8 protein-coding genes are annotated in these 5,641 nt (G+C 34.7%); 7 read left to right on the forward strand and 1 reads right to left on the reverse strand.

What is annotated here, in order from left to right; translation table 11 throughout:
• Positions 1 to 370 precede the first annotated feature (370 nt).
• From IE867_RS13930 to IE867_RS13950, 5 genes are all read left to right on the forward strand, one after another.
• Entirely contained in the window at positions 371 to 517 is a 147-nt protein-coding gene (locus IE867_RS13930; protein ID WP_192485315.1) for a hypothetical protein, read from the forward strand.
• A gap of 54 nt (positions 518 to 571) precedes the next feature.
• Positions 572 to 1,141 (forward strand): single-stranded DNA-binding protein, encoded by a 570-nt coding sequence (locus IE867_RS13935; protein ID WP_192485316.1) that lies wholly within the window; start codon positions 572 to 574, stop codon positions 1,139 to 1,141.
• A 57-nt stretch (positions 1,142 to 1,198) separates the two neighbouring features.
• Entirely contained in the window at positions 1,199 to 2,827 is a 1,629-nt protein-coding gene (locus IE867_RS13940) for a DUF4942 domain-containing protein (RefSeq protein WP_192485317.1), read from the forward strand.
• Between the two features lie 208 nt (positions 2,828 to 3,035).
• Complete coding sequence (locus IE867_RS13945; protein ID WP_192485318.1) at positions 3,036 to 3,392, forward strand: hypothetical protein; 357 nt, start codon at positions 3,036 to 3,038, stop codon at positions 3,390 to 3,392.
• Positions 3,385 to 4,296, forward strand: a complete 912-nt coding sequence (locus IE867_RS13950; RefSeq protein WP_192485319.1) for an ArdC family protein — start codon at positions 3,385 to 3,387, stop codon at positions 4,294 to 4,296. Before IE867_RS13945 ends, IE867_RS13950 begins: the two co-directional genes overlap by 8 nt.
• 28 nt (positions 4,297 to 4,324) lie before the next feature.
• Here the strand turns inward: IE867_RS13950 and IE867_RS13955 are convergent, their stop codons facing one another.
• Positions 4,325 to 4,600, reverse strand: a complete 276-nt coding sequence (locus IE867_RS13955; RefSeq protein WP_192485320.1) for a hypothetical protein — start codon at positions 4,598 to 4,600, stop codon at positions 4,325 to 4,327.
• Positions 4,601 to 4,725: 125 nt separating this feature from the next.
• Here IE867_RS13955 and IE867_RS13960 point away from each other — a divergent pair, with 125 nt between their 5' ends.
• Together IE867_RS13960 and IE867_RS13965 are read left to right on the forward strand one after the other, a co-directional pair.
• Positions 4,726 to 5,052, forward strand: coding sequence for a type II toxin-antitoxin system RelE/ParE family toxin (locus IE867_RS13960; RefSeq protein ID WP_192485321.1), 327 nt, complete (start codon positions 4,726 to 4,728; stop codon positions 5,050 to 5,052).
• Positions 5,049 to 5,345: a helix-turn-helix domain-containing protein gene (locus tag IE867_RS13965; RefSeq protein WP_192485322.1), complete on the forward strand. Its 297-nt coding sequence runs from the start codon at positions 5,049 to 5,051 to the stop codon at positions 5,343 to 5,345. Before IE867_RS13960 ends, IE867_RS13965 begins: the two co-directional genes overlap by 4 nt.
• Positions 5,346 to 5,641 lie beyond the last annotated feature (296 nt).

Raw genomic sequence — 5,641 nt, forward strand, 5'->3', positions numbered from 1 at the left:
TAGAAAGCTGTTAAAAACAATTTATTTAACACTTAAAAATAATTGGGTTTTTGAAGATTTCCCCAACTATGTTTTGAGAAAAAATTAAACATTTAACCAACTGAAGAGTTGAAAATTAACATAGGAGTTAGCGCAATGAAAGACTTAATAAACCAGATCGACAACAAAAACAGCGAATTTGACTTTTTTAACTACGTAAGCGAATAAGGGCAAATGATTCGTTTACAGACGACCCAGATGATGCAATCACAGGCGATTTAAGGTTTACCCATGGTGAATATAAGAAAGCCGTCAGAGACGTTAGTAACACCTTAGCAATTAAGTTTATGAGTCGATACAACCGCAATGAGCAATAAAAGGAGTTTTGAGCATGAGCATTTTAAACAGTCATATAGACGTAACGATTGATGAGATTTACGCCCAAGCGTCATTAACTGAGGACTTTCTCTTAGATGACATCGAAAGCGACAGTAAAGCGGACAATTTACCAGAGCAGCAACACGAGTTGAGCAAATAACCCAGTAATCAACCGAATATAAAAATTAACACAGATAACGAGAGGTAATAAACAATGGCTAAAGGAACAGTAAACAAAGTAGTTTTAATTGGCAGACTAGGCGGCAACCCAGAGGTGCGCTATATGCCAAATGGTAATGCGGTAGCTAATATCAGCTTGGCAACGAATGACGGCTATAAGGACAAGAACACAGGTCAATACATCGATGTGACTGAGTGGCACCGTGTTGTAATTTTTGGCAGACAAGCGGAAGTAGTACAGCAGTTTACACAAAAGGGCAGTTTGTTATATGTCGAGGGCAGAATACGCACTAACAAATGGACTGATCAAAACGGACAAGATCGCTACACAACTGAAATTGTCGCTAATGATATTCAATTAATGGCAAGCAGTAGCGGACAGGGAGCCACTACGCCACCGCTTGAGAGTTACGAGCAAAACAACATAGTCAGACCGTCTAATCAGCCAATAAATCAAACCACGACCCAGCCAAGCACAGGCATTAATGAATACGCCAAGGCAAAAGGAGATCGACCATCAAACGGTAATCACCAAGGACAACCACAGCCACCAGTGGCAACGGCAGATGCACAACAGATTGATAGTGACGATGTGCCGTTTTAAGTCAATCATTGCAATATAACAAAATTTAACCAATTAGAAACATAAGGAAATAAAGCCATGTTTAACAAAGACTTTTACCCAACACCTGAAAACTTAGCGCACAAGATGCTCGATAAAGTAGATTTTAGCGACTATAAAATAAAAATGATTCTTGAACCCAGTGCGGGCAAGGGTGATTTAATCAAAGCTTTTGAAAACTACGGAAAAACAGGCTGCAACAGTTATTATTTTAAAGAAAATTGCGAAATTCACGCCATAGAAATTGAGCCAGAGCTACAGGCAATTTTAAAAGACGATGATATAGCAGTTATTGACAGCGATTTTTTAGCTTACAGTGGTACGATTCACTACGATTTAATTTTAGCTAACTTTCCATTTTCAGACGGAGACAAACACCTACACAAAGCAATTGATATGATGTTTTGCGGTCAGATTGTTTGCCTATTGAATGCCGAGACTATCAAAAACCCCTATAGCAACAGTCGTAAAGACCTTGTGCGTAAGCTTGATCATTTAAATGCTGAAATAGAATATATCGAAAATGCTTTTATTGACGCAGAGCGCAAAACTGGCGTTGAAGTTGCTTTAATTTACATCAATATTGAACGAGACGTTGAGACTGAAATTTTTGGCGATTTAAAGGACGAAGCACCAGACGAGATAGTCAATGTTGACTATGAGCAAAACGAGGTTGCGACCAAGAACAAATATGCTGATTTAGTCGCAGCTTATAATCGCACCAGAGACCAAGTAACGGAACATTTACTTACTTTTTATCGCAATTATAAAAATGTGTCTGGCTATATGTCTTTGTCGGTATGGGAAAGTGAATATAGGCAGTTTACGCCCAAGGAATATAAAAATAACAAAATGACTGAACTTATGCAGAAACAGCAAAACATTTTCATCAAGAAGTTAAAGCGTGATTATTGGGAGAAAATAACCAAATTACCAGAGGTTGAAAAGTATCTTACCAGTGGTCAAGTGTATTGTTTAAATAACAACATAAAGACTTTTTACTGCAAAGAGTTTACCGAAAGTAACATTAGGCAGTTTGTGTTAAATATTGTACAAACCTTTCCGCAGCATATAAACGATGCTATCGAATCTTTGTTTGATAAAATGACAGAGAACGCCTTGCGTGATAATCGTTGGCGTGAGAATGAATACAAGGCAAATATACACTATTTTAATGCGTGGAAATCTAACAGTGGCTACAAGGTTAATAAAAAAGTAATTATCCCTTTTCGCTATGATACTGATTATCGTGGCGTTTATAGAATGTCGAGTTATGAAGAATCATTTTTAGATGATCTTGAAAAAGTAATGACTTACTTTAAGCCAAGCAATGAGTACGAAGCAGCAAAAGAAATATGCAAGTATGCAGTCTATAGCGGACAAAACAGGAAAATTGACACTGAATATTTTTATATCTCAATTTTCAAGAAAGGCACTATTCATATTGAGTTTAAGGATATGGACTTGTTAAGACGATTTAACATTGAAGCATGCAAGCTTAAAAACTTTTTACCTATGGAGTATGCGAACACGGTTTACAATGAGTTAGACGAAGAAAGCAAGCAAGTTGTTAATGCCTTTGAAAATCAAAAGGATTACAAGCCGATTAGCAACAATGTTAGAGTCTTGCAAAACCAAAATATACTTATGCTGCAAAAGTTAGCCTAATCTAAAATCAAAAATCTGTCGCCTTAAACTGAGTCACACTCCGCTTGCGCTTACGTGTGACGACCTAGTTTTTAATGTCTTTTTTAACAAGCTAAAAAATAAAGTCAAGGGTAAATGGCACGCTACGCGCCCTTGACTTTATTTTTTCTTTGCTTGTTGCAAAAAGGATGTCAGCAACGACAAACCAAGAATTAAAGGAGATAGAAAAATGCTAAATAAATTTGACCAATACGATAGTGATTTTGATGTACGCTTAAAAGATTTTGATTTAAGTATGAATTGCGAAAGATACACTCATGCAATGGATACTGTTAGGGAAGCATTAATTGAGATCAAAAGAAATTATCGCCATACACACAAAAACCCATTAATGCGTAAAGCATTAAAATTAAAAGAACCTGATTGGGCTTCAGTATTTGATCTTATAGAAGAACACAAAGAACTTAGAAAAATATCTGCGAAAAGTAAGCACTTCACCGCAAAACAAATCAACGAATTTGAAAGTTACCGTAAACAGCGCATTGAAGAACTTGAGTTTATGCTAGAGGGTGACGAAGATGAGTAATAAAAACACCAAACAAACCTACAACGACTTTGTAAACGAAATAGCCCAAAGCATTAAGGCAATTATTCAAAATGGCGGTGCCACTTGGAAAGATGTTCTTAATCGTGAGGGTTGCGCTAAGTTACCAGTGAATGCCAAAGGGAATTTATACAGTGGCGTGAATGTTCTTAATCTTTATATGATGCAACTAAATAATAATTTCAAATCTAACCAATGGTTGACGTTCAGGCAAATCAAAGCATTAAACGGCAGCGTAAACAAAGGCGAAAAATCAAGCCGTGTTTTTTTCTTTACGAGTTATACCAAGGAAAAAATAGCGCAACATGATTTTGAAAAAATCAAAAAAGGCGATACTTACGAAACAAGGATACTATGCCCGAAATATTATGCCGTGTTTAATTTGTCGCAAACAACGCTAGCCGAAACAGAAAACGCGGTTGTTTTTGATGATGATTTGCAATCTGTTATTGATACTCAAGATGTTGAGATTATTACACATGACCAAGGGCAAGCTTACTATATGCCAAGTTTAGATATTATCAAAATGCCATCATCAAAATATTTCAGCGATGACGAAAACTACAAAGCGGTTTTATTACATGAGTTAGCCCACAGTACCATGCACGAAAAAAGATTAAACCGCAGTGTAGATTTAAATTGTAAATTAAGCTACGCCAAAGAGGAATTAGTAGCCGAGCTATCCAGTGCAATGTTAAGCGCACACTTTGGAGTCAAAACCGATTTACAAAATCATGCAAGCTATATTGATAGTTGGCTTACAAATTTGACTGATGAAGATTTTAACGAAGCGGTAAGGCAAAGTACCAAAGTTTTAAATTATTTGCTTGGTGGGCATTTAAAGGCGGTTAGTGAAGATGATAGCAATAAGGAAAGGGTTGCGTAAAAAAGTATTAAAAAATAAAGCGAAGTTTTTAAGCTTCTTCTTGAGCTAGTTGCTCGCTGTTAGTTTCAGTTATTTTTTTCTGGTGAGTGTTTTTATTTTCTTTCAGATATTTTTTAAACTCTCTATCACTTTCAAAAACAAGCTGCAAGGCTTGATCAATTAAAAAATCTAAATCGGTTTCACCGTCAAGGGATTTGTTCCAGTCTAAATATTCGATGGCTTTTAAGTAGGTTTCCTCAGTGACTTTTATTTTTTTTGGTAGGGTAGTGTAGGTTGGTGATTTTGGTTTTTCGATCATTGGCATTTTAGGATTCCTTTTTTTTGGTTAAAAAAATTATTGTGATCAATAATATATAAAAATAGTTGCAGCTTGACAATATGCCCATTTTAGGGTATGATATAAAAATATAATCACAAGGTTAGTTTAACGTGTACGAATTAATTTTACTTAAAGATGCCGAGAGCTGGCTTTTTAGTTTGCCATTAGATCAGCAAAACGAAATGCTAATTTTAATTCGTATGCTTAGAAAGTTAGGTTATGAATTACAGCAGCCATTTACAAAGTCATTAACTGGAACAAAAGAAAAAATAAAAGAGTTACGTTGTAGACGTTTTGGCAATCGGCTTTATTACATGCACCACAACAATAAAATTTATGTTGGATTGTTAGGCGGTAATAAAGACACTCAAAAGCAAGATATTAAAAAAGCAGACAAGCAGGCTAGACAGATTAAAAAAGGTGAGGTGGACTTATGAGAAGCATAGACAAAATAATGCAAGAGAGGCTAACAGAAAATCAAATAGATAGCATAAATAAAGAAGCAGATAAACGCATCGATGAATATCTACTATTGAAGCAATCAATTGCTAGTGAGTTAAATAATTATATCGAAAGTAATCACTTAACTTTTAATGACGTTAAAAAAGGATTGGACACTAGCACATCACAAACCCAAAGAATTTTAAAAGGCGAATCTGGTTTCACATTAGAAACATTAATTAAAGTTGGTCGCTTTCTTGGAAAAAGTCCACGTATCATTTTTGAGTAAAAAAATTTTAAATTTATCAAGTAAAATATTTTTATTTATTTTCATCTTAGTTTTTTATTTCTGATTTTCTCTTAGGCAAATCTAAAAAATAAAATTTTAAAATTCATCACAAAAAATCTAAAACTTTTTTCAATCACTCACGCAAAAAAATCTGGCAAAATATAAAATGATTTTCAAAATATTTTTTTCAAAATAACTGCCAAGCTTGTCTTGGTTTTTTTATTTTTAATTTTTACTTTTTTGTTTTCACTTTTTACTCTTCATTCTCACAGTTTTTTTAAATATCTTAATGTAGT

It is taken from the genome of Cysteiniphilum marinum, assembly GCF_014857925.1.
Classification (GTDB): Bacteria; Pseudomonadota; Gammaproteobacteria; order Francisellales; family Francisellaceae; genus Caedibacter; species Caedibacter marinus.